Source organism: Ruegeria sp. BA2 (assembly GCF_056539605.1).
Genome location: NZ_JBQFVE010000010.1, coordinates 58,096 through 82,268, shown reverse-complemented (window position 1 = coordinate 82,268; position 24,173 = coordinate 58,096). Strand labels below are relative to the sequence as shown.

General features: G+C 58.6%; 30 protein-coding genes. 18 read left to right on the top strand and 12 right to left on the bottom strand.

What is annotated here, in order from left to right:
- Position 1: 1 nt before the first annotated feature.
- Together ACR0NN_RS18615 and ACR0NN_RS18610 are read right to left on the bottom strand one after the other, a co-directional pair.
- Positions 2 to 1,444 (bottom strand): sensor histidine kinase, encoded by a 1,443-nt coding sequence (locus ACR0NN_RS18615; protein ID WP_170725195.1) that lies wholly within the window; start codon positions 1,442 to 1,444, stop codon positions 2 to 4.
- The gene (locus ACR0NN_RS18610; RefSeq protein ID WP_170613366.1) at positions 1,441 to 2,178 is read right to left on the bottom strand and encodes a response regulator transcription factor; all 738 of its coding nucleotides are present in this window, start codon (positions 2,176 to 2,178) and stop codon (positions 1,441 to 1,443) included. Before ACR0NN_RS18610 ends, ACR0NN_RS18615 begins: the two co-directional genes overlap by 4 nt.
- A gap of 217 nt (positions 2,179 to 2,395) precedes the next feature.
- On the opposite strand from ACR0NN_RS18610, the gene ACR0NN_RS18605 reads away from it, so the two are divergent.
- The 5 genes from ACR0NN_RS18605 (at position 2,396) to ACR0NN_RS18585 (ending at position 7,459) form a co-directional block, all read left to right on the top strand.
- Complete coding sequence (locus ACR0NN_RS18605) at positions 2,396 to 3,640, top strand: ABC transporter substrate-binding protein (RefSeq protein ID WP_170725196.1); 1,245 nt, start codon at positions 2,396 to 2,398, stop codon at positions 3,638 to 3,640.
- Positions 3,641 to 3,697: 57 nt separating this feature from the next.
- Positions 3,698 to 4,570, top strand: a complete 873-nt coding sequence (locus tag ACR0NN_RS18600; protein ID WP_170684314.1) for a carbohydrate ABC transporter permease — start codon at positions 3,698 to 3,700, stop codon at positions 4,568 to 4,570.
- Entirely contained in the window at positions 4,563 to 5,462 is a 900-nt protein-coding gene (locus tag ACR0NN_RS18595; protein WP_170725197.1) for a carbohydrate ABC transporter permease, read from the top strand. The genes ACR0NN_RS18600 and ACR0NN_RS18595 overlap by 8 nt, the downstream gene beginning before the upstream one ends.
- Positions 5,463 to 5,467: 5 nt before the next feature.
- Positions 5,468 to 6,565, top strand: coding sequence for a sn-glycerol-3-phosphate ABC transporter ATP-binding protein UgpC (locus ACR0NN_RS18590; protein ID WP_170684312.1), 1,098 nt, complete (start codon positions 5,468 to 5,470; stop codon positions 6,563 to 6,565).
- Positions 6,566 to 6,649: 84 nt separating this feature from the next.
- On the top strand, positions 6,650 to 7,459 hold the full coding sequence (locus ACR0NN_RS18585) for a methyltransferase domain-containing protein (RefSeq protein ID WP_480685279.1): 810 nt from the start codon (positions 6,650 to 6,652) through the stop codon (positions 7,457 to 7,459).
- Between the two features lie 59 nt (positions 7,460 to 7,518).
- Here ACR0NN_RS18585 and ACR0NN_RS18580 read toward each other — a convergent pair whose 3' ends face one another.
- Together ACR0NN_RS18580 and ACR0NN_RS18575 are read right to left on the bottom strand one after the other, a co-directional pair.
- The gene (locus tag ACR0NN_RS18580) at positions 7,519 to 8,127 is read right to left on the bottom strand and encodes a Tgt2/MlaC family protein (RefSeq protein WP_170725199.1); all 609 of its coding nucleotides are present in this window, start codon (positions 8,125 to 8,127) and stop codon (positions 7,519 to 7,521) included.
- Positions 8,117 to 8,887 carry an MlaA family lipoprotein gene (locus ACR0NN_RS18575; protein WP_170725270.1) on the bottom strand — a complete coding sequence of 257 codons (771 nt, stop codon included), beginning with the start codon at positions 8,885 to 8,887 and terminating at the stop codon, positions 8,117 to 8,119. Before ACR0NN_RS18575 ends, ACR0NN_RS18580 begins: the two co-directional genes overlap by 11 nt.
- A 343-nt stretch (positions 8,888 to 9,230) precedes the next feature.
- Between ACR0NN_RS18575 and ACR0NN_RS18570 the strand changes: the two genes are divergently transcribed.
- From ACR0NN_RS18570 to ACR0NN_RS18555, 4 genes are read left to right on the top strand one after another with little or no spacing between them, the layout of a single operon-like run.
- Positions 9,231 to 9,686 (top strand): RidA family protein, encoded by a 456-nt coding sequence (locus ACR0NN_RS18570; protein ID WP_170684309.1) that lies wholly within the window; start codon positions 9,231 to 9,233, stop codon positions 9,684 to 9,686.
- Positions 9,683 to 10,453 (top strand): glycerophosphodiester phosphodiesterase family protein, encoded by a 771-nt coding sequence (locus tag ACR0NN_RS18565; RefSeq protein WP_170725200.1) that lies wholly within the window; start codon positions 9,683 to 9,685, stop codon positions 10,451 to 10,453. Before ACR0NN_RS18570 ends, ACR0NN_RS18565 begins: the two co-directional genes overlap by 4 nt.
- A gap of 45 nt (positions 10,454 to 10,498) precedes the next feature.
- Entirely contained in the window at positions 10,499 to 11,686 is a 1,188-nt protein-coding gene (locus ACR0NN_RS18560) for a GNAT family N-acetyltransferase (protein WP_170725201.1), read from the top strand.
- Positions 11,683 to 11,988 carry a 4a-hydroxytetrahydrobiopterin dehydratase gene (locus tag ACR0NN_RS18555; RefSeq protein WP_170684306.1) on the top strand — a complete coding sequence of 102 codons (306 nt, stop codon included), beginning with the start codon at positions 11,683 to 11,685 and terminating at the stop codon, positions 11,986 to 11,988. The genes ACR0NN_RS18560 and ACR0NN_RS18555 overlap by 4 nt, the downstream gene beginning before the upstream one ends.
- Here the strand turns inward: ACR0NN_RS18555 and ACR0NN_RS18550 are convergent.
- The 4 genes from ACR0NN_RS18550 to ACR0NN_RS18535 all read right to left on the bottom strand — a co-directional run bounded on the left by ACR0NN_RS18550 (position 11,971) and on the right by ACR0NN_RS18535 (position 13,501).
- Positions 11,971 to 12,279, bottom strand: a complete 309-nt coding sequence (locus ACR0NN_RS18550) for a hypothetical protein (protein WP_170725202.1) — start codon at positions 12,277 to 12,279, stop codon at positions 11,971 to 11,973. The genes ACR0NN_RS18555 and ACR0NN_RS18550 overlap by 18 nt on opposite strands.
- Before the next feature lie 28 nt (positions 12,280 to 12,307).
- Entirely contained in the window at positions 12,308 to 12,655 is a 348-nt protein-coding gene (locus ACR0NN_RS18545; RefSeq protein ID WP_170725203.1) for an EF-hand domain-containing protein, read from the bottom strand.
- Positions 12,656 to 12,666: 11 nt separating this feature from the next.
- A complete protein-coding gene (locus ACR0NN_RS18540) occupies positions 12,667 to 12,912 on the bottom strand; it encodes a glycine zipper 2TM domain-containing protein (RefSeq protein ID WP_170684303.1) in 246 nt (81 codons plus the stop codon).
- A gap of 103 nt (positions 12,913 to 13,015) precedes the next feature.
- Positions 13,016 to 13,501, bottom strand: coding sequence for a peroxiredoxin family protein (locus tag ACR0NN_RS18535; RefSeq protein ID WP_170684302.1), 486 nt, complete (start codon positions 13,499 to 13,501; stop codon positions 13,016 to 13,018).
- Between the two features lie 99 nt (positions 13,502 to 13,600).
- On the opposite strand from ACR0NN_RS18535, the gene ACR0NN_RS18530 reads away from it, so the two are divergent.
- From ACR0NN_RS18530 to ACR0NN_RS18515, 4 genes are read left to right on the top strand one after another with little or no spacing between them, the layout of a single operon-like run.
- Positions 13,601 to 14,812, top strand: coding sequence for an FAD-dependent oxidoreductase (locus ACR0NN_RS18530; RefSeq protein WP_170725204.1), 1,212 nt, complete (start codon positions 13,601 to 13,603; stop codon positions 14,810 to 14,812).
- Positions 14,809 to 15,366, top strand: a complete 558-nt coding sequence (rsmD, locus tag ACR0NN_RS18525; protein WP_170725205.1) for a 16S rRNA (guanine(966)-N(2))-methyltransferase RsmD — start codon at positions 14,809 to 14,811, stop codon at positions 15,364 to 15,366. The genes ACR0NN_RS18530 and rsmD overlap by 4 nt, the downstream gene beginning before the upstream one ends.
- Position 15,367: 1 nt before the next feature.
- A complete protein-coding gene (locus tag ACR0NN_RS18520) occupies positions 15,368 to 16,003 on the top strand; it encodes an HAD family hydrolase (protein WP_170725206.1) in 636 nt (211 codons plus the stop codon).
- Positions 16,004 to 16,028: 25 nt separating this feature from the next.
- On the top strand, positions 16,029 to 16,208 hold the full coding sequence (locus ACR0NN_RS18515; protein ID WP_170725207.1) for a hypothetical protein: 180 nt from the start codon (positions 16,029 to 16,031) through the stop codon (positions 16,206 to 16,208).
- On the opposite strand, the gene map is transcribed toward ACR0NN_RS18515, so the two are convergent.
- Positions 16,196 to 17,008, bottom strand: coding sequence for a type I methionyl aminopeptidase (gene map / locus ACR0NN_RS18510; RefSeq protein WP_170684298.1), 813 nt, complete (start codon positions 17,006 to 17,008; stop codon positions 16,196 to 16,198). The genes ACR0NN_RS18515 and map overlap by 13 nt on opposite strands.
- A 410-nt stretch (positions 17,009 to 17,418) precedes the next feature.
- Positions 17,419 to 18,132, bottom strand: a complete 714-nt coding sequence (gene sfsA, locus ACR0NN_RS18505) for a DNA/RNA nuclease SfsA (protein ID WP_170725208.1) — start codon at positions 18,130 to 18,132, stop codon at positions 17,419 to 17,421.
- Positions 18,133 to 18,183: 51 nt separating this feature from the next.
- Here sfsA and ACR0NN_RS18500 point away from each other — a divergent pair, with 51 nt between their 5' ends.
- The 4 genes from ACR0NN_RS18500 to ACR0NN_RS18485 are packed head-to-tail and all read left to right on the top strand — an operon-like array spanning position 18,184 to position 21,092.
- Positions 18,184 to 18,906, top strand: coding sequence for a molybdopterin-binding protein (locus ACR0NN_RS18500; protein WP_170725209.1), 723 nt, complete (start codon positions 18,184 to 18,186; stop codon positions 18,904 to 18,906).
- Entirely contained in the window at positions 18,903 to 19,613 is a 711-nt protein-coding gene (locus ACR0NN_RS18495) for a GNAT family N-acetyltransferase (RefSeq protein WP_170725210.1), read from the top strand. Before ACR0NN_RS18500 ends, ACR0NN_RS18495 begins: the two co-directional genes overlap by 4 nt.
- 25 nt (positions 19,614 to 19,638) lie before the next feature.
- On the top strand, positions 19,639 to 20,196 hold the full coding sequence (locus ACR0NN_RS18490; RefSeq protein WP_170725271.1) for a peroxidase-related enzyme: 558 nt from the start codon (positions 19,639 to 19,641) through the stop codon (positions 20,194 to 20,196).
- Positions 20,193 to 21,092 carry an OmpA family protein gene (locus ACR0NN_RS18485; protein ID WP_170725211.1) on the top strand — a complete coding sequence of 300 codons (900 nt, stop codon included), beginning with the start codon at positions 20,193 to 20,195 and terminating at the stop codon, positions 21,090 to 21,092. Before ACR0NN_RS18490 ends, ACR0NN_RS18485 begins: the two co-directional genes overlap by 4 nt.
- On the opposite strand, the gene ACR0NN_RS18480 is transcribed toward ACR0NN_RS18485, so the two are convergent.
- Positions 21,085 to 22,047, bottom strand: coding sequence for a sodium-dependent bicarbonate transport family permease (locus tag ACR0NN_RS18480; protein ID WP_170725212.1), 963 nt, complete (start codon positions 22,045 to 22,047; stop codon positions 21,085 to 21,087). The two genes, ACR0NN_RS18485 and ACR0NN_RS18480, sit on opposite strands and share 8 nt — an antisense overlap.
- A 99-nt stretch (positions 22,048 to 22,146) precedes the next feature.
- Here ACR0NN_RS18480 and ACR0NN_RS18475 point away from each other — a divergent pair, with 99 nt between their 5' ends.
- A complete protein-coding gene (locus ACR0NN_RS18475; protein ID WP_170725213.1) occupies positions 22,147 to 23,064 on the top strand; it encodes a hydrogen peroxide-inducible genes activator in 918 nt (305 codons plus the stop codon).
- Between the two features lie 51 nt (positions 23,065 to 23,115).
- On the opposite strand, the gene ACR0NN_RS18470 is transcribed toward ACR0NN_RS18475, so the two are convergent.
- On the bottom strand, positions 23,116 to 24,021 hold the full coding sequence (locus ACR0NN_RS18470; protein ID WP_170725214.1) for a LysR family transcriptional regulator: 906 nt from the start codon (positions 24,019 to 24,021) through the stop codon (positions 23,116 to 23,118).
- Between the last annotated feature and the right edge of the window lie 152 nt (positions 24,022 to 24,173).

Below are 24,173 nucleotides of genomic sequence, written 5' to 3'. Positions count from 1 at the left end.
TCTATTGCCGGGTTATCTGAAGACGGGCGCGCAAACCCTGTTCTCCGGCTTCGAAACTCAGTGTTCCGCCATGCTGCTCGGCGACGGTGCTGGCGATGGTTAGGCCCAATCCGAACCCATCCGATGATCCGATATTTGATCCGCGCTGAAACGGGGCCAGCAGAGCCTCGATATCCTCAACTGAAATATCGGTGCCCTTGTCCTCGACAATGATCGTGGCAGTTTGGGCATCGGTCTCTAGCGCCACCTCAGCCCTGCGTCCGTATTTCAATGCATTGTCGATCAGATTTGTAAGTGCGCGTTTCAATGAAATCGGGCGCCCCATCACCAGAATGCGCCGTGTTTCCGGAAGCGATCCATGCCCACGGCGCGACATGAAGACAGAAGGCGCGCCCTCGACGGCCACCGGTTCAATCTCCTTCAGTGAGACAGGCCGATCCATGTCCTGATAGTCGGCCACCAGCGACTCGACCAAAGAGGTCAGAGAGATCTGGCGCGGCTCCTCGACGCTTAGTTCCGATCGCGTATAGGTCAGCACGCTTTCGATCATACCGGTCATCTGGTCCACATCGGCCTCAAGCTTTTCGCGCAGCTCGTCATCGGGTATCAGCGCCGCGCGCAGCCGGACACGGGTTGCAGGCGTCCCCAGATCGTGGCTTACGCCCGATAACACAATGGCGCGTTTTTCAAGCTGAGCACGTTCGGCGTCCAAGTGGTCATTCACAGCGGCAACAATATCGCGCAGCTCTTCGGGCCCGTCCGCATCATAGCTTTGCGGCCCGCCGCGCCGCTTGCGGTCGCCAAGGGCCTGCGCAAAGCGGGTGAAACTGTCCGAGACATTCCCGACCGAGGTCAACAACACCGCCAGCGCGACGATCCCGATCAATATGGCAGGCAACCGCAGATCAACCGGCGCGGCTTTGCAGCCCCAGATTTCAGTGCCATCGACCTGCTGCCAGACCCCACGTCCAAACTGCGCGATCAGGATCGGCTCGCTGCAATAGGTCGCCAGCAGGCGGGTCAGGTTGCCCATCTTTTCGGGGCCGGTTTGATCGCTGCCCGACACAATATCCGAGACTGGATAGACCAGTTGATCCGACAACACCGCCAGCGTTAGTTCGCGCCCGCTTAGGGGGGATGAACTGTCGGTCAGGATCGACAGATTGGTGACAAAGCTGCGGCCAGAGAAGCCGGGCATTTGCTGGAACTCTCCCATATCCGCCAGCGCGGCGGCCGGGGCAGGCAAGGGGGAAATCGACAGGCCAGGCGGTGGCGCCGTACCCGTTCGCAGATCTTCGTAAACCGTGAAGCCAGCAACAAAGGCTTTGGTCAAATGCCGGTTCCACGCTTGAGCTGATGCAAACCACATCCCGGCGGCGACCAGCCCGGCCGTAAAGGCGGACAGGGTCCATACCCATCCAAAACTGCGCAGCCGCAGGGTCATGCGTCTTCGTCCACCGAGACACTTGCGGTAAAGAGGTATCCGACCCCGCGTTCGGTGCGCAGCATTTGTGGCTCTTTGGGATTGGCCTCGATCTTCGAGCGCAGGCGCCCCACCAGCATGTCAATCGCGCGGCCTTGCGCCTCGGGCTTGTCGGCCTCACCGGTAACATCCAGCGCGGCGGCGATCTCATCCCGCGTTAACGGGATATGCGGGTTGGCCAGCAGAACTTTCAGCAAGGCGGTTTCGCGTTGCGACAGGGAGACCAGATAGCCCTCGGGCGAGTGCACTTCGTCGCGCTTGCCGTCAAAGACCCAACCATCAAAGTGAAAGGTACGGGTGCGGCGGCGATAGGCCAGCGAAGGCGTGCGTTGCGCCCGCTGCATTACCGCACGGACCCGGGCCAGCAAAAGCTGCGGGTTGAACGGCTTGGCAATGTAATCATCCGCACCAACCTCATAGCCCGCCATACGCTGATGATCCGCCGACAGGGCCGAAACCAGAATGATTGGTACATCCTGCTCGGCTCGCAACCGAGCGCAAATCTCAACGCCATTCTCATCGCCCAGCATCACGTCCAGCAGGATCAGGTCGATCCGGCCCGAGGTCAGATGCGTGCGAATTTCATGTTCGGAACTGGCAGGCAGCGCGATATACCCGTTCTGCTGAAAGAACTGGGTCATCATCGACCGCATCTCTGAATCGTCGTCCACCACCAAGAGCCGGGGAATGCCCACTCTGATTCTCCTCCTCAATTTCCTCCGCGTCCGCCAATTGTAACGAATGGAAACGGATTCAAGCCCAACGTAACACGGGGTAACAAAAGCGGTGAAAATTTCCAGCTTGTCGGGGTTTTGCTTGGGATTACGCGTTGCCAGGCGACAATCTGTTAGCGCTATATCGAGCATCGCCGCCTACTGGGTGGCACAGAGTTCTCAGGGAGGAGACCAAAAAATGAAGCGTTTTGCATTTGCCACTGTGTCGAGTCTGGCCATTGTCGCCGGATCGGCTGTTGTGGCCGAACCACAGGCTGAGGTTCTGCATTGGTGGACGTCGGGTGGCGAAGCGAAATCGGTCGCGGTATTGCAAGAAGAGTTCGCCTCGAACGGCGGCACCTGGACCGATATGCCGGTCGCGGGCGGTGGCGGTGATGCGGCGATGACCGCGCTGCGTGCTCGCGTTCTGGCGGGCAACGCGCCGACTGCTGTTCAGCTGAAAGGCCCGGCCATTCAGGAATGGTACGAGGAAGGCGTTCTGGCTGACATCTCATCAGTGGCCGAGGCCGAAGGCTGGGCGGACGTTCTGCCTGCATCCATCGCGGGCCACATGCAGTGCGAAGGCACATGGTGTGCGGCACCTGTGAACGTGCACCGCGTGGACTGGATCTGGGCCAATGCGGATGTTCTGGCTGCTAACGGCATCGAGATGCCGACCACTTGGGACGAGTTCAACGCTGCTGCTGATAAGCTGCAGGCCGCTGGAGTGATCCCGCTGGCCCATGGTGGTCAGGCATGGCAGGACGCAACCGTCTTTGAGACCGTGGTTCTAGGCATTGGTGGACCCGAGTTCTTCCAGAAAGCGCTGGTTGATTTGGATCCCGAAGCGCTGACCTCGGATACGATGGTTCAGGTCTTTGACCAGATGCGCACCCTGCGCGGATACGTGGACGAGAACTTCTCGGGCCGTGACTGGAACTTGGCCACTGCGATGGTCATGAATGGTGAAGCGGCGTTCCAGATCATGGGTGACTGGGCCAAGGGCGAATTCCTGGCCGCTGGCAAAAAGCCCGGCGAAGATTTTCTGTGCGCCTCGACCCCCGGTGACGGATATCTGTACAACGTCGACAGCTTTGCCATGTTCGATGTGGAAGGTGACGACAAGAAGGCGGGTCAGGACCTTCTGGCCAAGCTGATCGTTGCACCGAACTTCCAGAAAGTGTTCAATCTGAACAAAGGTTCGATCCCTGCGCGGACCGATGTAGGCCTGGAAGACTTTGATATCTGCGCCAACCTGTCGGCGGAAGATATGGGCTCGACCTCGGCAGGTGGCTCGCTGTTGCCGTCTTACGCCCACGGTATGGCTCTGCGCGGTGCGCAGTCTGGTGCGATCACTGATGTTGTGACCGCGCATTTCAACTCGGATATGTCGTCAGCTGACGCGGTTCAGCAACTGTCGGCCGCAGTGGCAAACAGCTACTGATCCAAATCGCTCTGCCCCCTATAGTGAGGGGCAGAGCACCTTTCCCCGGAGGCTAAAATGTCCGAATGGCTGGAAAACCACCTGCCCAAGGTGGTGCTGGCACCGTCGTTCATCGCCGTATTGATCTTTGTCTACGGATTTATCGGATGGACCGCATGGGTGTCGCTGACCCGATCGAAACTATTGCCGAAGTACGAAATCAAAGGCTTCATTCAATATGAACGCCTGTTCGAGTCCCCCCGCTGGGACACGGCAATCAATAACCTTTACATCTTTGGCGCGCTGTTCATCGTGATCGCAATGGTGCTGGGCTTGTTGCTGGCCATCCTGCTGGATCAGAAGATCCGCGTCGAAGGGGCCATTCGCACGATCTACCTGTACCCCATGGCGCTGTCGATGATTGTGACCGGCACAGCGTGGAAGTGGATACTGAACCCAGGTCTGGGCATTGAATCCATGGTGCAGGGCTGGGGCTTCACAAATTTCGAATTCGATTGGCTGGTGAACCCCGACTACGCCATCTACACCATTGTGATGGCCGCGATCTGGCAAAGCTCGGGTTTTGTCATGGCGCTGTTTCTGGCCGGTTTGAGGTCGGTTGATGGTGAGATCATCAAGGCCGCTCAGGTCGATGGTATCCCCACATGGCGCATCTATACGGCGATCATCATCCCGTCGATGGCCCCGATCTTCCTGTCGGCTTTCATCGTGCTGGCGCACCTCGCGATCAAAAGCTTTGACCTTGTCATCGCCCTGACGGGTGGCGGTCCGGGCTACGCGACCGATCTGCCAGCCACCTACATGTACGCCATGGCCTTTTCGCGCGGTGATATTGGTCAGGCGGCTTCATCCGCGATGATCATGATGCTGGTCGTCTTTGCCATCGTGGTTCCTTATCTTTATTCAGAGCTGAGGGCGAAAAATGACTGATCTGTCGATGCCCCAAACCGAAACCCGCACCCAGAGCGCCACAGGCAAGATCGCCCTGCGTTGGCTGCTTTACGTCCTGCTGGGCCTCTTCGCGCTGTATTACCTGATGCCGCTGTTCGTGATGTTGACCACATCGCTGAAGAGCCTTGAGGAAATACGCACAGGCTCGTTGATCTCACTGCCACGCGAAGTCAGCTTTGACGCCTGGAAAACTGCATGGTCTGGTGCCTGTACCGGTATCCAGTGCGAAGGGCTGCGGCCTTATTTCTGGAACTCGGTTCTGATCGCGGTGCCTGCGGTGGCGATCTCGACCCTGTTGGGCGCGCTGAATGGCTATGTCGTGGCGCAATGGCGGTTCAAAGGGGCCAACATCATCTTCTCGCTGATGCTGTTTGGCTGCTTCATCCCGTTCCAGGTTGTTCTGCTGCCGATGGCGCGTCTGCTGGGCATGATGGGCATCGCAGGCACCATTCCGGGCCTGATCTTTGTCCACGTCATCTACGGGTTGGGCTTCACCACGCTGTTTTTCCGCAACTACTATGTCACCATCCCGGCTGAGCTGACCAAAGCAGCGCGCGTTGATGGGGCCGGGTTTATGCGGATCTTCTGGTCGATCTTCCTGCCGCTATCGCTGCCCATCATCGTGGTGACCGTCATTTGGCAGTTCACGCAAATCTGGAACGACTTCCTGTTTGGCGTGTCGTTCAGTCAGGCAGGGACACAGCCCGTGACTGTTGCGCTCAACAACATCGTAAACTCCACCACCGGCGTCAAAGAATACAACGTCGACATGGCTGCCGCGATCATCGCGGGGCTGCCGACGCTGCTCGTCTATGTCGTTGCCGGTAAGTATTTCATCCGCGGCCTGACCGCTGGCTCAGTGAAGGGATAAGACCCATGGCTCCCATCCTTGATATTAATAATCTCTACAAGAATTACGGCGCGACCGAGATTCTGAAAGACATCAACATCTCGATCGAACCGGGCGACTTCCTGGTGCTGGTTGGCCCCTCGGGCTGCGGTAAGTCCACCCTGCTGAACTGCATTGCAGGGCTTGAGGAAATCACCGGTGGCACCTTGTCCATCGGCGGCAATGACATGACTCACGTCAGCCCCAAGGACCGCGACATCGCGATGGTGTTCCAGTCTTACGCATTGTACCCGACCATGTCGGTGGCCAAGAACATCACCTTTGGCATGAAGGTGCGCGGGGTCGATCAGGCCACGCAGGAGGCCAAGCTGAAAGAGGTCGCCTCGCTGCTTCAGATCGAACCTTTGCTGAACCGTCGCCCCAGCCAATTGTCGGGTGGTCAGCGTCAGCGGGTCGCGATGGGGCGAGCCTTGGTGCGCGATCCCAAGCTGTTCCTGTTTGACGAACCGCTATCGAACCTTGACGCCAAGCTGCGGGTCGAGATGCGGACCGAGATTAAGAAGCTGCACCAAACACTGGATGCCTCGATCGTCTACGTGACCCACGACCAGATCGAGGCGATGACGCTGGCCACCAAGATCGTTGTGCTGAAAGGCGGGATCGTACAGCAGATTGGCACCCCGGCCGAGATCTACAACAACCCGGCCAACCTGTTTGTGGCGGATTTCATGGGCTCTCCGGCGATGAATCTGATCCCGGCGCAGGCGTCGAACAATGGTTCGGGGACGCAGATTTCAATCGCGCGGGAAACCGGGGATACGCTGGTCTTAACCGATGCGCGCGCGCCGGAACTGCCTCAGGATGTCATCCTCGGTCTACGCCCGGAAGACATCGCCGAGGCCGGTTTCCGTGCCGGGGCAGGCGTGCAAGAGGCCGCCTGTATGGTCGATATGGTCGAACCCGCAGGGGCCGATACTTACGTGGTCTCGGAACTGGGCGGCAAACAGGTCACGGCGCGCCTGCATGCCGAAACCAGCGCGCAGGCCGGTCAGATGCTGAACCTCGCTTTTGACATGAGCAAGGTGTCTTACTTTGCCAAGGAAACGGGTGAACGGCTGAATTAAAGCCGCAGCACATCAAATGTGGTCGGTTTTGGCCGGTCACTTTGAAATGTGCTAAACTTGGGACATAGCGAAGGGAGGCGCGCTATGTCCGATCCATACTCCGATCTTGCTGGCCAAGACATCTCGATTCAGGAACGTATCGCTGAGGCGATGGAAGCCCGGTGTCTGGAACCGGCGCAAAAAGAAATCAGAAATGCATACCTGAGCGACCTACTCGTCCCGGATGGTGGTTTCGCGGTTGAGTTGGGTTCTGGCACCGGCCATGTCACGCATGAGCTGTTGTCAGTCGCCGGAGTGGAGCGCGCGCTGGGCATAGAGCCTTCGCCAGTCATGGTCGAACGTGCCCGCAACAGCTTTGCAAACGAAGGCGCCCTCGTTTTTGAGACCGGTGATGCCAAAGCGACCGGCCTGGAAGACAATTCTGTAGACCTTGTTCTGGCGCACACCCTGTTGTGCCATGTACCGGGTGCTGAAGATGTGATTTCCGAGGCGTTTCGGATACTGAAACCCGGTGGGATATTTGCGATTTGTGATGGGGATTATGACACCGCCACCGCACAGATCGCCGATTATGATCCTATGGATCAGCTTGTCCGGTTCATGATCAATCAGAACGTCACCAACCTTTGGATCATCCGTCAGATAGGCGGATTGCTGACGCAGGCCGGGTTTGAACTGGGCCGCCGCCGGGGGCACGGATATGTTGCCGAGGGCGAGGCGACTTACTTCCTCACCGTCATTGATAGGGGTGCGGACCGAATGGCGGAAACTGGGTTGCTACATCCCGAAACGGCACAGGCGCTGAAATCCGAGGCCCGGGCGCGCGTGTCAGCAAATACGTTCTTTGGCTACATGTCTTATGTCAGCCAGATCGCGCACAAGCCTGTCCCCTGAATAAAAAAGCCACCGCGCGGACGGGCCGGGCGATGGCTGGGCTGGATTAGAAACTTTGCTTACCCTGTCTTACCCAGATCCTTGATCAGACGGTTCAGATCGCCGCCGCGCGCATCCAGCATGGCGCCGATTTCGGTGCGTTCGGTCAGCAGCAGGTTCACGCCTTCGATGAACATGTTGTAGAACTTGCCGCGCCCCGATTTGTCGGACACAAGGAAGGTTACTTCGAACGGGGAAGAGCCACGCAGCTTGACCGAGGTTCTGACCTCGTATCCGGTCTTGATCTTGCGGGCGTTGCGCACGGTGACTTCTCCGCCGATGAACTCGCGGAACCGGCGACCGTATTTGCGTGAGATATACCCTTCGAACGCTTTGGTGAATTGGCGCAATTGCGCCGAGGATGCTGTGCGTGCATCTGCCCCCAACGCATAGCGGGCCATGATCGGCACATCACCGTATTGCACGAAAATCTTCTGGAAATCGCGCAGCATGGCGTTCTCGGATTTGCCCGAGTCGATGATCCGCGTGATATCGGCCACCACGCTGTTGACCAATTGCTTGGCCTGCGCTTCGGTCAGCGCAAAGGCGGGCAGAGGCAATGCGACAACTGTCATCCCGGTCAGGGCGGTGGCCACAAAACGACGTCGGTTCAACAGGTTATTCAGCATAGGGGTCCTCATACGGGTCAAGATAGGGGTCTCTGACAGGGTCGGTCCCGGTGGTGGCGTAGGGATCGTCATACAAACCCAGATAGGCGTCCTCATCATCCCTTGCCAGTTCAAAGCGGCGGTTTTGCAAAAAGATCGTGCGCGCCTGCGCGTAACTATCTGCACTTTCATACAGAATCGAATCGACCGTGTCCGAGAACCGTCCGCGATCCCCCATGCGCCGTACGACTTCGGCATAGACACCGATATTGTCGACTGGGCGGGTCGGGCTAAAGTTGATCGGGTTCGAGAACAGGTTGACCACAACGCCAACCGCATCGCGCGCGGTGGACGGGCCGTAGAAGGGCAGTTCCACATAGGCACCTTCGCCCACGCCCCAGACATGGAGGGTTTCGCCGAAATCCGTGTCGACGGGGGGCAGGTTCAGCTCATCCGCCGGGGCAGACAGACCAAAGCCGCCCACGGTCGAGTTGATCAGAAAGCGCAGCAGCGCATTGCCGGACTGTTTCAGATTGCCTTGCAGCAGATAGTCCAGCGCCTGCCCGGGCATCGTCAGATTTTCGGCAAAGTGATTGAAACTGGTGACCATGGGATCGGGCACGATCTTCACATAGCCTTTCGAGGCCGGCCGGAACAAGAAACGGTCGACACCCAGATTGAACTTGTGAATGCCGCGGTTGGTCCCTTCATAGGGGTCAAAAATCTCACCCCGTGCTGCTGCGTCCTGAGGCTGCGTCGCGCAGGCCGACAAAACCGTCATGAGGGCTAGAATGATCAGGTGCTTCAGGCGGATGTAGCGTGGCACTGTCTTCGTTACTCCGAAAATCGCCCGGTGGTGTGCCGAGCCTTCAATCAATACGGCCGTTACGCTCATGGTGGCGCAATTGGTCTCACATATAGGTTTCGCGCAGAATATGAAACAACAACTCGCGTTTATCTTATCCAGTGGGATGCCGTAAAGTGGCTGGAATTCAACACTTCCTGAATAAGAGGAGACCTGCCCAGTTCGCAGGCAATGGGAAAAATACCGCTTTCCCGCTTTCCGAAACCTGCGTTCCCGGTTAGCGTCCGCGCGGAATCACTATGAGATGAGGATCAACCACATGAGCATCGCAGCAAAACTGGACAGCCTGGGTGTCAGCCTGCCGGACGCGCCTGCGCCCGCAGCGAACTACGTTCCTTTCGTGCGCATCGGCAACATCGTCTATGTCTCGGGCCAGATTTCCAAGGCGGATGATCTGATTACCGGTAAGCTGGGTGATGACATGGATGTCGAGGCAGGTGCAGCTGCCGCCAAAGTCTGCGCCATCAACCTGCTGGCTCAGGTCAAAGCGGCCTGCGGCGGCGATATCGATAAGCTGGTGCGCGTGATCAAGCTGACCGGGTTTGTGAACTCGACCGCTGATTTCACCGCGCAGCCGCAGGTGATTAACGGGGCTTCGGATTTTCTGGTCGAGGCGCTGGGCGACGCCGGTCGTCACTCGCGTTCAGCCGTCAGCGCAGCCTCGCTGCCACTGGGTGTCGCGGTTGAAATCGAAGGCATCTTCGAGGTTCAATGACGCCCTCGCTGCCTTCTGCATTTCTGCAACGCCCGATAGCACATCGGGCGTTGCATGATGTCGCCAATCAGCGGCCCGAGAACAGCATGGCCGCCATTCGCGCTGCGATAGAGGCCGGTTACGGGATCGAGATTGATCTGCAGCGCACCCGCGACAACCGCGCCATGGTGTTTCATGACTATGACATGACCCGCCTGACCGGGCAGCCGGGTCCGATCCAACAGATCACGGCGGCGCAGGCGCAGGTTCGGCCACTGCTGAATTCTGACGGCGAAGGCATCCCCTTGCTGTCAGAGGTGCTGGACCTTGTTGCTGGCCGCGTGCCTCTCCTGATCGAATTGAAGGATCAGGATGGCGCAATGGGTCCTGATATTGGTCCATTGGAAGCGGATGTCGTTGATGTGCTGAAAGATTACGCCGGGCCAGTCGCCCTGATGTCATTCAATCCGCATGCGGTTGCAGAGCTTGCGCGCCTTGCGCCACATCTTCCACGCGGTCTTGTCACTAGTTCTTACGATCCCAAGGTCGAGCTTTTGCCGCAGACCGTTTGCGATCATCTGCGCAATATTCCCGATTTCGATCGTGTTGGCGCAAGTTTCATCAGCCACGAAGCCTCTGATCTTGATCGCCCTCGGGTCGCTGAGCTTAAGGCGCAGGGTGTGCCGATCCTGTGCTGGACCATCCGCTCGCCCAAAGAAGAGGCCGAGGCGCGCAGGGTTGCCGATAATGTGACCTTCGAAGGCTATCTGGCCGAACATCCCGCTTGATCCCGCTGTGCGCGATCACAGATAAAGGAACAGCGCGGAGGGCACATGGATCAGGCACAGATTGAGGTTCGGGTTCTATCATCGCTCTCGCAGATTTCCGCGGGCGATTGGGACAGTTGCGCCTGCCCCGAGGCGTCAGATGGCGGGCGCCCGCTTGATCCGTTCACAACGCATCGGTTTTTGCTGGCTTTGGAAGAAAGCGGTTCGGTCGGGCCAGGAACTGGCTGGCAACCGCAATATCTGACGGCCTATCTGGATGGGATGCTGATCGCGGCGGCACCGATGTATGCCAAATCGCATTCTCAGGGCGAATATATCTTCGATCACAGCTGGGCCCATGCGTATGAAAGCGCGGGCGGGCGGTATTATCCCAAGCTGCAGATTGCGGTGCCCTTTACACCTGCAACCGGTCGGCGGTTTTTGGTGCGACCTAGCTATGATGCGGTTGGCATCTCGGCTTTGGTGCAAGGGGCGGTGCAACTGGCTGCCGAGAACCGGATTTCTTCCCTGCACGCCACTTTCTGCACCGAAGCCGAGGCGCTGGCAGGGGAACAGATGGGCCTGATGGTGCGTCACTCGCAGCAATTTCACTGGCTGAATGACGAGTACACCGACTTTGGCGAGTTTCTGGCCGCCCTGTCCTCGCGCAAACGCAAGAATATCAAAAAAGAACGCGCGCAGGCCTGCGATTTCGGCGGGCAGATTCGCACCATCACCGGCGATGATCTGCGGCCCGAGCATTGGGATGCCTTTTGGCGGTTCTATCAGGACACCGGCGCGCGGAAATGGGGCTCACCTTATCTGACGCGGCAATTCTTTGATATCGCTCAGGAAACCATGAGGGATGACATCGCCTTGGTGCTGGCCGAACGCAACCGATACCCCATCGCAGGGGCGTTGAACTTCATCGGGCGGGAAACGCTCTTTGGCCGCTACTGGGGCTGTGTCGAGCATCACCCCTGCCTGCATTTCGAACTGTGCTATTATAGGGCGATCGACTTTGCCATTGCAGAAGGCCTGGCCCGGGTTGAGGCCGGTGCACAGGGCGAGCACAAGCTGGCGCGCGGCTATCTGCCAACGCGCACGCATAGCTTGCATTGGGTTGGCGATCCGGGTTTTGCTGATGCGGTTCAGAAATATCTGGACGCCGAGTCCCACGCAGTGGGAGAAGAGATCGAGATTCTGACGGATTATGGCCCGTTCAGGAAATCGAACCCGGAGGAACAGCAATGACCGAACTTCTGTCAACCGAGACCCGCGGCCCGCTGCTGGACCCGCTGTTCAGAAATGGCTGGACTATGGTCGAAGACCGCGATGCGATCACCAAGACCTTCATCTTCGATAATTTTGTCGCCGCCTTTGGCTGGATGACGCAGGTGGCGATCTGGGCCGAGAAATGGAACCACCATCCCGAGTGGTCGAATGTCTACCGCACGGTCGAGGTGGTGTTGTCGACTCATGATGTCGGCGGTCTGTCTGCACAGGATGCTAAGCTGGCCCGCAAGATGGATAGCCTGTTAGCGGTTGTCGGGTGATCCTATGCCACCGGCCAGCAATGTTGCTGTTCCCAGCTGCTTGAACTCGGCTGGGGTGATCGTGCCATCGCTGACACTGATATTGCCCGGAATCCTGATGGTTCGGGTGCCGACGGACCGCACGCTGCGGGCCGCCGGGTTGATGTCCAGGCACCGATTTTCATAGCAGGTCAGACCAGCAGTATTGATCTGAATCTGCACCTGCCCGTCAGGGCCGGTCACCACCGGAGCTTGCGGTACGTCACATGCAGCCAACACCGCCAAACTGCCAAGGCAAATCCATTTCTTCATGACGCGCTCCTGCCAACGGGGTTGGCGCTCAGTCTAATTGGCCATTGCCATCCTGATCTGCAGCTTCGAAATCACTTTGCATCTGGGCGGCATACTCTGCCTTGGAAATAAGGCTATCGCCGTTCCGGTCAACAGCCTGAAACTGCTTGATATCCAAAAACGGCTTGGCTTCGCTCAGGCCCAGAGTGCCGTTCTTATCCTCATCCATCGCCTGAAACGCATAGTCGGAAAAGGCGTTGAATTCATCCTTGGACAAGAAACCATCATTGTTGGTGTCGATATTGTTCAGCTCGGCCTCATGCAGTTCCTTGACGCTCTCGGCATTTGCGGCTCCGGTCATCATGAGGGCGACGGCGACAATCAGTACTCGTTTCATCTCTGGTCTCCTCAGCACGCGTAACGTTCGCCAGACACACCACCGGCAGCAGCGCCCGCTGCGGTTAGAATGGTCTTGCCCGAACCACCACCAAATTGATTGCCGATCACCCCGCCGATCAGCGCACCGCCGATGGTGCCGCTCAGGCAAGCGATCTCATGCTGCCGTGCCGCCTGTTGCTGGGGGGTGGGGGCAGGACCGCAGGCTGCCAGGGCGCCGGCGCTGCCAAGAAACAAAGTGATTAATTTCAGTCGCATCAATGAACTCCCACGATGTATGGGCCAAGTATTGGCACATCGGGACGTTGCATCAAGTTAAATGCGCTTCATGTGGCCCCGACGGTGCCGGGGCCAGCAAAGATCAGATGGATTCAAGCAGCCCTTCACCGGCCGAGATTTCGCAAGCACCGGGGTTTTCTTCCAGGTTCAATGCAACAATTTTGCCGTCTTCGACCAGCATCGCATAGCGCTTGGACCGTGCCAGCAAACCCACCGGTGGTGCGTCGAAATCCATGCCGATGGCCTTGGTAAACTCAGACGCCGCGTCAGCCAGCATGGTCAGTCCGGCCGCTGTCGCGCCGGTGCTTTCGCCCCAGGCACCCATCACGAACGGATCGTTAACCGAAATACAGATGATTTCTTCCACACCTTTGGCATCGAACTGGTCCTTGGTTCGCATGAAGCTGGGCACATGCGCGGTTGTGCATGTCCCGGTAAACGCGCCAGGCACGGCAAAGATCACAACTTTGCGCCCTTTGGTTTTGTCTGAAATCCGTACCTCTTCAGGGCCTTCGGCTCCCATCTGTGTCAGCGTCGCTTCGGGCAGCATGTCACCTGTTGAAATCATTTTTGGGCTCCTGTCATTTGGATTTGCAGAGTCGGGCTTTGTCGCAATATAGGTGGTCGCAACTGATAGACCATGGGTATTCTGCAAGGTGGGCACAACATGAGCCATATCGTCGTGATCGGGGCAGGCCAGGCCGGTGCTTCTTTGGTGGCGCGGCTGCGCAAGGACGGGTTCGAGGGTGATATCACGCTGATCGGAGCCGAGCCGCATCTGCCCTATCAGCGCCCGCCCTTGTCCAAGGCTTATCTGCTGGGTGAGATGGAACTGGAACGCCTGTTCCTGCGGCCCGAGAGCTTTTATGCCGAGAACAACATCACTTTGCGCTTGGGCCAGCCTGTGACGGCGATTGATCCGGATGCCAATACAGTGACCGTCGGCGATGACGTGATCTCGTATGACGAACTGGCTCTGACCACTGGCTCCGACCCGCGCCGCTTGCCTGCAGCAATCGGAGGCGATCTTGAAGGCGTACATGTGGTGCGCGATCTGGCTCATATCGACGAGATGGAGCCTCGGGTGGTCGACGGTGCGCGCGCGCTGATCGTAGGGGGCGGTTACATCGGGCTTGAGGCTGCCGCGGTGTGTGCCAAGCGTGGGGTCAAAGTGACTTTGGTTGAGATGGCCGACCGCATCCTGCAGCGCGTCGCCGCGAAAGAGACCAGCGATTATTTCCGCGCGCTGCATTCCGAATACGGCGCTGACATTCGCGAAGGTGTCGGGCTAGATCGTCTGGTTGGCGAGGCTGGCCACGTGACGGGCGCAGTCCTGACCGATGGCACCGAGTTGCAGGTGGATTTTGTCGTGGTTGGCGTTGGCATTGCGCCATCGACTCATCTGGCTGAGCTTGCAGGGCTCGAGCTGGACAACGGCATCAAGACCGACGCCCATGGCCGCACCTCGGACCCGTCGATCTGGGCGGCAGGTGATTGCGCCTCGTTCCCGCATGGCGAAGGTCGCATCCGACTGGAGAGCGTGCCCAACGCCATCGATCAGGCCGAGATTGTGGCTCAGAATATGCTGGGCGCCGCCAAGGATTACACCGCAACGCCATGGTTCTGGTCAGATCAATATGACGTCAAGCTGCAGATCGCTGGCCTGAACACTGGCTATGACCGCGTCGTGACTCGCAAAGGTGAGGGCGCGACGGTGTCCTTCTGGTACTATAAGGGCGATCAGCTGATCGCGGTCGACGCCATGAATGACCCGCGCGCTTATATGGTCGGCAAACGCCTGATCGATGCGGGCAAGACCGCTGATCCCGCTGTTGTTGCCGATCCTGAGGCGGACCTGAAGCCGTTGCTCAAAGCGTGAGGATCATCGCCGGAGAGTTCCGGGGCCGGGCCTTGGCCTCGGTCGGCAAGGGCGATGCGGGTGCACATCTTCGGCCCACCACCGACCGGGTGCGGGAAAGCCTTTTCAACGTCCTGAACCACCAGATCGACTTTGATGACCTGCACGTGCTGGACCTGTTCGCTGGCACCGGTGCATTGGGGCTTGAGGCGCTGTCGCGCGGTGCAACTCACGTTACCTTTGTCGATGACGGACGGGTTGCACAAGGTCTGATCCGCAAGAATATCGACCTGACCGGAAGCGCCAACCAGACTACTTTGATCCGCCGCGATGCGACCCGGCTTGGCGAAAATCCGGCAACGGCCTGCGATCTGATTTTCCTTGATCCACCATACGGAAAAGCCCTGGGTCAAAAGGCGCTGACATCGGCGATCCAAGGTGGATGGCTGGCCGATGACGCCCTGATCGTCTGGGAGGAGAACGCCCCCATGACCGCGCCCGAAGGCTTCACGCTGCACGACACGCGGAAATACAGCGACACACATATTTCCATGATGTGGCGAGCCGGGGGCTGAAATGCACGATCTGGTCATCTTTGATTGCGACGGTGTTCTGGTCGATAGCGAGGTTACCACCAATCAGGTCATGGTCGACAATCTCGCCGGATATGGCCTGCACCTGACTTTGAGCGATTGTATGTCGATGTTTGTCGGCGGTACCATGTCGGGCGTGCGCAACAAAGCGCGCGAGATGGGTGCGGATCTGCCGGATGACTGGACCGAACAAATCTACGCCGAAATCTATGCCAGACTGCGCGAAGGCACCCCGCTGATCGACGGCATTCCCGAATTGCTGGCACAACTCGACGCAAGCGGCATGTCCTATTGTGTTGCCTCAAATGGTCGGCCCGAGAAAATGCAGATCACTCTGGGTCAGAACGGGTTATGGGAGCGGTTCAGTAAAGTGGTGTTCTCAGCCCATATGCTGGGCAGCGCCAAACCTGATCCAGCGCTGTTTCTGACCGCCGCGCAGCATTTCGATGCCAAATCCCCGGTTGTGATCGAAGACAGTGAAAACGGCGTGACCGCTGCGATACGGGCCAATATGCGCTGCCTTGCCTATGCCGCCCATGACGACGGCGCGCGGTTGTCTGCACTCGGGGCTGAGGTTTTCACGGATATGTCACACGTGCCTGGGCTTTTGGGACTCTGACCGAAAAACATGTTATGGTCGGCGCATGGACCGCGCCATTACACCTCCGCTTTGGGCCTTTTCGACGGATAGCGACACCGCGACAGGACCGCCAAGCAAGCCGCTGCGTGCGCCGATTTTCATCAACGACGCGGTGATACCGTGGCGGGATGAGACATTGCTTCTGAAACTGTTACGCGATCAGGCGAGCGATCAGGACGAATAGGTCGGGTGATACTTGCCGCCCGGCGAGAGCGTGAAGATCTCAACTCCATCTGCCGTTACACCGACCGAATGCTCAAACTGCGCCGACAGAGACTTGTCGCGGGTCACGGCAGTCCAGTCATCGGCCAGTGTCTTGGTTTCAGGCCGTCCCAGATTGACCATCGGTTCGATGGTAAAGAACATACCCTCTTCCAACACGGCTCCGGTGCCCGGGCGGCCATAGTGCAGAACGTTAGGCGGCGCGTGGAAGACACGGCCCAGCCCATGGCCGCAGAAATCGCGCACGACGCTCATCCGGTGTGCCTCAACATAGGCCTGAATCGCGTGGCCAATATCACCGAACGTATTGCCCGGCTTGACCATCTCGATGCCCTTGAACAGCGCGTCATGGGTCACTTGAATCAGGCGTTCCGCCTTGCGCGGCAGTTTGCCTGCCACATACATACGCGAGGTATCGCCGAACCAGCCATCAACAATGACGGTGACGTCGATATTCAGAATGTCGCCATCCTTCAGCTTTTTGTCGCCGGGGATACCGTGACACACCACATGGTTCACGCTGATACAGCTGGCATGCTGATAGCCTTTGTAGCCAATCGTCGCCGAGGTCGCGCCCGCATCCTCGACCATCTGAGTGATCAGACCGTCGATTGCACCGGTGGTTTGACCGACAAAGACATGTTCAGCAATGTCATCCAATATCCGCGCAGCCAGCGCCCCTGCCGCGTGCATCCCGGCAAAGTCACCCTGTTCATAGATGCGGATACCGTCCTTGGTCAGACGGCCACGATGTTCTTTCATCGATGCGAGGCTCCAAATGTTGCGCGCAGCATGTCTTTTACGCTGCTTGTGCAGAAAGTTCCAGAGGGCTCGGCGTCACAGTCCGGATGACATTCCTCCAACCCGTGATATCTGAACCTTAAATTGACCAAAATCTCCGAGAGAGATAGTGTTCATGTCCGCTTACACAAGGATGATGTCATGAGCATAAGTAACCTGTTGGTTTTAGGGCTTTTGATTCTTATCACTTTGTGTGGTGTGATCTGGCTTGTGCGTAGGGCAAGACGAGTCGCTGCGCCAATGACGCATGTGCCTCATAAACCCGGGCCGGGATACGATTCCGCCGAAATGGCACGCAGCAAAGAAGCTGGGAGCGGGTATAATCGTTGACTGGCTGAATTGATGAAAAATCCAAGAAGCTGTTGCGCTGCTCATCCGTTTGAAGCGGTGATATCTCGTGTTCGATCATACCAGACTCCGTCAGGCGAAATGCGAGTGCAGCAGATTAACCGCTCCACCCCTTGCGCCTGCGCGTCCTCAAACGTCGCCGCATAGGTCGGATCAATGTCCTCAGCCAACGCGAACCGGTCGCAATCCGTGCGTTGCACCAGATACAGCATAATCGCTCGGTGGCCCTGCGCGGCCATCTTGGTCAACTCTCCCAGATGTTTGGTGCCTCGCGCCGTCACGCTGTCGGGGAATTCGGCCAGACCGGGCTGGCGGGACAGGGTGACGCTTTTGACCTCAACATAGGCGTCCGGCAGACCGGGCTGGGTCAGCAGGAAGTCGATGCGGCTGCTCTCGCCGTATTTGACCTCGGCCCGCAAGGTTTCATAGGCGGCCAATTCCGAGATTTCGCGCGCCTCCAGCGCTGCGCGCAGGGCCTTGTTGGGGACCGAGGTATCGACCCCGGTGAAATGCCCGTTCTCGTGATCCACCAGCCGCCAGCCGTATTTCAGCTTTTTCTTGGGATCATCATTGGGCTCCAGCCAAATTTTCTCACCCGGTTCCGCCAGTCCCATCATCGAGCCGGGATTGGCGCAATGGGCCGTCACCTCGCGCCCGTCTTCCAACGTACAATCGGCCAGAAAGCGTTTGTAGCGGCGGATCAGGCGGGCGGGGATAAGGGGGGTTTCAAATCGCATGGCCTAGGGCCTATACCTGCCCTAACGGTCGATCAAGAGGGAGGGCGTTCCATGGCCAATCCAACTGCTGCGATGCTGGTGATCGGGGATGAAATCCTGTCGGGCCGCACACGCGATGCCAATATGCACTATCTGGCGGCTGAGCTGACCAAGCAGGGCATCGACCTGAAAGAGGTGCGCATCGTCAGCGACGACGCCCCGGCGATTGAGGCGGCGGTCAAAGCACTGTCCCAGGCTCATGACCATGTGTTCACCAGCGGCGGCATCGGCCCCACCCATGATGATATCACCGCCGATTGCATTGCCCGTGCCTTTGGTGCGCATATCGATGTGCGCGATGATGCCCGCGCTTTGCTTGAGGCGCATTACGAGAAATCCGGGCTGGAACTGAACGCGGCCCGCCTACGCATGGCGCGTATTCCGGACGGGGCCAATCTGATCGATAACCCGGTCTCGACCGCACCGGGTTTTACCATCTCGAACGTGCACGTCATGGCGGGGGTGCCGCTGGTTTTTCAAGCGATGGTGGCCAGCGTTCTGCCCTCATTGACCGGGGGCAACCCGCTCTTGTCGCAAACCCTTCGCGTGGATCGGGGCGAGGGTGATATCGCCGCGACCTTGGCCGTGCTGGCCGAAGACTTCGACGACCTCTCCATCGGGTGCTATCCGTTTCAGACGAATGGCGTTTTTGGAGCAAATGTCGTGGTGCGGGGCACCGATGGCGGGCGCATTGATGCCGCGATGACCCGCCTTGCGAAAGAGATCGAGCTTTGAGCACCGATTGGGCCGCAATCGTCGATGGCACATGGCCCGCTGCGGCCTATCAGACGCAAGGAGCCTTCAAGTTGCGCCAGGGGCAGGGCGGTGGCTCACGCGTTTCAGCCGCCAGCCGTATCGGAGAGGTAACCAACGCAGATATAGACGCTGCTGAGGCCGCGATGCAGGCGATGGGGCAGAAGCGCATCTTCTGCCTGTGGCCGGGGGATGAAGCGCTGGACGCGCAGCTTGCCGACCGGGGCTATGACATTCTCGACCCGGTCAATATCTACGCCTGCCCGGCGCAGCAGTTGACCGATATCCCGATCCCACGCGTGACCGTGTTCAACATCTGGGAACCGCTGGCCATCATGCGCGAAATCTGGGCACAGGGCGGGATCGGGCCGGAACGGCTGGCCGTCATGCACCGGGCGAAGGGCCCTAAAACCGGCCAGTTGATGCGGCGCAGCGATCAGCCTGCGGGTGCGGGCTTTGTTGCGATTCATGACGGTGTTGCCATGATGCACGCGCTGGAAATCCTGCCCGATCACCGCCGCCACGGTATGGGCGCGTGGTCCATGCGTGCCGCGGCGTTCTGGGCGCTGGACAATGGGGCCAAGACGCTTAGCGTGATCTGTACCAAGGCGAATGACGGGGCCAATGGGCTCTACCAGTCGCTGGGGATGGAGATCGTCGGAGAATACCACTACCGACAGCGCATCTGAGGAGAGCGAATTGAACGCACAGGATATGCCCACCGCCCTGAACCTGCCAATGGCAGACCCGCTGCCGCCCGAGACGCAGAAATACTTCGATATCTGTGTCGAGAAACTGGGCATGGTGCCGAATGTGCTGCGAGCTTATGCCTTTGACATCGACAAGCTGAACGCGTTTACCGCGATGTACAACGACCTGATGTTGGCCGATAGCGGGCTGACGAAGCTGGAACGTGAGATGATTGCGGTCGTGGTGTCTTCGATCAACAAATGCTTCTATTGCCTCGTGGCCCATGGAGCGGCGGTGCGGCAGCTTTCGGGTGATCCGCAACTGGGCGAGATGTTGGTTATGAACTACCGCGTCGCTAAGCTGGATTCGCGCCAACGCGCGATGCTGGATTTTGCCGCCAAGATGACCACCGCCAGCACCACAATCGAAGAGCCTGATCGCCAGCAATTGCGAGATGCCGGGTTCTCGGACCGCGATATCTGGGACATCGTGAATGTCGCCGGTTTCTTCAACATGACCAACCGCATCGCCAGCGCTACCGCAATGGTTCCGAACCCCGAGTATCACGCCCAGTTCCGATGATCCGATTCCTGTTCCTTAGCCTTCTTCTGGCTGTGCCTGCGCAGGCGCAGGAGCTGACGCTGCCCGCCAGCGCCCGGCAGATATCAGACCGCACCAGCGCGCTGGACAGCTATGACCTGCCTACCGGTGTGTTTGTCGATGGCACCGTGCCATACCGCACGGTTGAGGGTCAGGTCGAGCGTCTGACATGGCGCCTGCAGGCGGGCTCGAGCACAACGCTGCAAATCCTCGTTCCGCTACGGGATCAGCTGCAGGCGCAAGGCTTCGAGATCGCCTTTGAGTGTGAGGCCCGCACCTGCGGTGGTTTCGATTTCCGATTTGGCACCGAGGTTGTGCCAACCCCCGACATGTATGTGGCGATCCACGACTATCGGTTTCTGGCCGCCACACGAGGCGACGAGGTGTTGAGCCTGCTGATCAGCCGCAACCCGCCCGACGGCTATGTGCAAATGATCCGCGTGACCCCGGTGGGCACTCAAGCGGCGCCGCCACTGGTGATTGAAGAAACGGTGGACAACTCGGCGGGTCTGCTTGGTGAGCTCATCAGCAATGGTCACGTCATCCTCGACGATCTGCACTTTCGCACGGGCGAAGTTGCGCTGGGCGAGGGGCCTTTTGCCTCGCTGAACCTGATTGCAGGTTATCTGGCCGATAATCCTTCGACCCGTTTGGCGCTGGTCGGGCACACGGATGACACCGGCGCGCTGCAGGCCAATATTGCGGTCAGCACCAAACGGGCCGAGGCGGTGCGCGACCGCCTGATCGAGGCCCACGGAGTTGCTGCCGACCGGATCGAGGCGCAGGGCGCAGGTTACCTCGCCCCGATCACCTCAAACGCCACGCCCGAAGGCCGCGATATCAACCGCCGGGTCGAGGCTGTCTTGTTGGTCAACTGACCCACCACAGATACAACGGCAAGCCGATGGTGATGTTGAACGGGAATGACACGCCCAGCGACAATGTCAGGTAAATCCCCGCCTCCGCCTTGGGCAATGCGATCTTCATTGCCGCAGGTACGGCGATATACGAGGCCGAGGCCGACAGCACCATGAACAGGAACAGGCTGCCTTCGGGCAGGCCGATCATCGCGCCAACTGCCCAGGCCATCAGCGCACCGATCAGAGGCATCAGCACGCCAAAGGCAAACAGACCCACCGACAGCTTGTCCCGGTTGCCAATCAGGCTGCGCCCCGCCGACAGGCCCATATCCAGCAGGAACAGGCACAAGATGCCGGTGAACGGCGTGACGATAAAGGGCGCAATCATCTGCATCCCTTCACCCCCGGTGATCGCTCCGATCAGAAAAGCTCCGGTCAGCAGCACAATCGAGCCATTGGCCAGCAGATCGCGCCACAGCTTGTCGTCCTTCACGCCGTTGCTGCCGGTCTTATGCGCCAGCCACAGCGCCGACAGGATCGCAGGCACTTCCATTGCGGCGGCCACGGCGACCATGAACCCGTCATGGGACAGCCCCACCAGATCCAACAGGCTGGTGGCGGTCACAAAGGTCACAATCGAGATCGAGCCATAGTGCCCCGCCACCGCCGCCGCGTTCAGCGGGTCAAGCCGGGTAATCACCCGCAACAGGCCAAAGGCCACAAAAGGGATCGCAAAGGACAGGGCAACGCCGCCCAATAGGGTCAAGAACAGCTGTAGGTGGATGCCATGCGCGGCCAGGCTGGCCCCGCCTTTGAACCCGATGGCCAACAGCAGATAGAGCGACATGAATTTCGCCGCCCCTGCCGGGATCGAGAGATCGCTGCGTACAAATGCCGCCAACAGCCCAAGGGCAAAAAACAATATGGTTGGCACCAGCAGGTTGCTGGACAACGTTTCAATCACACCGGGCATGTTTAGGCTCCTGTTCCCTCAGTTTCGGGGCTAGGTGCCTTGTCGAATTGATTTCGCCAAATACTATCTTTCTAACTTTTACATAGTTATAAACTATATATGCGCCCAACCTTACGCCAACTGGAATATATCGTCACCGTCAGCCGCTTGGGGCGTTTCAGTCTGGCCGCCGACGTTTTGAACGTCAGTCAACCCAGCCTGTCGGCCCAGATTGCAACGGTAGAACAAGAGCTTGGCGTTCGAATATTCGATCGCAATCGCGGCGGCGTGCAGGTCACAGCAAAAGGTGAGGATTTTATCTCGCGCGCGCAAAAGATCCTTGCCGAGGTCAAAGACCTGCGCCACGCGATGTCCAGCGATTTGCCGGTTGGCGGGCGTCTACGCCTTGGGGTTTTGCCTTCGATCGGGCCCTATCTGCTGCCGCAGGTCATCAAAGAGGTACACCGTCTACGCCCGGGTCTCCGCATCGTTGTGCGCGAAGAAAACACCCGTGACCTGGAACAGGGCCTTAAGACTGGACGCTTTGATCTGATCTTGTCGACGCCCGAGGACCATCCAAATACGATTCAACAGCGATTGTTCAATGAAACCCTCTGGGTTGCAGTTGCCGTTGATGACCCTTTGGCCCGCGATCTACATGGCGTCGCGGCGCAGGACCTGCAAAACCGGCTATTCCTGACGCTGGATCAAAGCCATCGGCTTTCGCGCATCGTTTATGCGCTTGCGGCGGAATGCGGTGGAGTGGTGTCGGATGAATATGAGGGCACCACGCTCGATTCCATCGTACTTATGGCGGCCTCTGGGGTTGGTGTTGCGGTTCTGCCGGACCTTTATGCGCGCAGACAGGGAATTTACCGCGACGAAGTGCGCCTGCGCCCCTTGTCCATCCCTAACGCCAACCGCGATATCGCCTTGCTGTCGCGCAATACCGAATCTCTGCTGCCCGGGCAAACCGTGCTGACCGAAAGCCTGCGATCAGTCGCGCGCACCATGGGTCTTTCGGTGATCGGCCCATAAAAAAGACCCGTGCAATTCAGCACGGGCCATCTAGGTGCCGTAGGGAGAATTTTACCAGTCCATCGGGCCCTTTTCCGCAAAGGACTCGACGAGGAAATCGATGAAAGCCCGAACCTTGGGCTGGGTAAACCGGCCCGGCGGGTACACTGCGTAGACGCCTTGAACTTCATCCGGTAGCGATGGCATTGCGTCCACCACCTCACCCGATTTCAGCGCGTCAGCATAGAGATAGCTGGGCAGATGTGCGATCCCCAGCCCCGAAATGGCCGCGTTCAGCAGCGATTGCCCGTCATTCACGCTCAGCCAGCCAGCAGTGCGGACCTGACGTTTTTCACCCGAAGGTGCCGTCAGCTTCCACACGCTGCCCGAGGATTGGCTGGAGTAATGCAGCAATTTGTGTTCGTTCAGATCGTCGATCTTCTGCGGGCGACCGAACTGTTCGATATAGCTGGGGGCCGCAACCATGCGTTTTACCGTTTCGGTCAGCTTGCGGGCGCGCAGGGTGCTGTCTTCCAGCTCGCCAATGCGCACAGCAACGTCAAAGCCTTCGGAAATCAGCTCAACATAGCGGTTGTTCAGCACCATGTTCACAGTGATATCGGGATAGGCCGACAAGAAACCAGACAAGACAGGCGACAGGTGATTAACGCCGAAATCTGTGGCCACACTGATCCGCAGAAGACCAGATGGCGCAGATTGCATCGAGGTTACCAGCGCATCGGCCTCGCCTGCGTCGTTCAGCACCCGGCGCGCCCGGTCATAATAGGCCAACCCAATCTCAGTTGGTGATACCCGACGCGTTGTCCGGTTCAGCAGCCTTGCCCCCAACCGCGCCTCAAGGCTCGAGACGTGCTTGGACACGGCTGATTTGGAAATGCCCATTTTCTTGGCCGCGTCGGTGAAACCACCTTGGTCCACCACGTTGGAAAAGGCCTCCATTTCAGTCAGTCGATCCATTCTCGTTCCCCAGGTCTTCTGTTCGTTGTCTCTTTATCGCGATCAATCTGGGCGAGAACTGGGCAGACATGGGATAATATCAGGGTTTTGAATTGGATCGTTTGCGACTAGGAAACGCCGAAGCCACTTTGCGCTACCCCCATCTATCCGCC